A 455-nucleotide genomic window follows, 5' to 3' on the forward strand; every position below is an offset into this window, starting at 1 on the left:
AACACGCCAGTCAGAATCGCGCCGAGGATACCGCCGATACCGTGCACGCCGAAGGCGTCCAGGGAGTCGTCATAGCCCAGCTTGCGCTTGAGGGTTGTGGCGCAGAAGAAGCACACCACGCCCGCCGCCAGGCCGATGACCAGAGCGCCCATCGGGCCGACGGTGCCAGCAGCCGGAGTGATGGCGACAAGGCCGGCCACCACACCCGAGGCGATGCCCAGGGCGCTCGGCTTACCGTGAGCGATCCACTCGGCGAACATCCAGCCCAGCGCAGCAGCAGCAGTGGCAATCTGGGTAACCAGCATTGCCATGCCGGCCGTACCGTTGGCCGCCGCAGCCGAACCGGCGTTGAAGCCGAACCAACCGATCCACAGCATCGCCGCGCCGATCAAGGTGTAACCCAGGTTATGCGGTGCCATCGGGGTGGTCGGGAAGCCTTTACGCTTGCCGAGTAC

Annotated in this window: 1 protein-coding gene; it reads right to left on the bottom strand. The window is 65.9% G+C overall.

Going from position 1 to position 455, the window contains the following annotated elements; translation table 11 throughout:
• On the bottom strand, nt 1-455 hold a 455-nt coding region (locus AC0L3U_RS38465), incomplete at both ends, for an ammonium transporter (RefSeq protein WP_473364972.1).

It is taken from the genome of Bradyrhizobium sp. Kon69 (assembly GCF_055807515.1).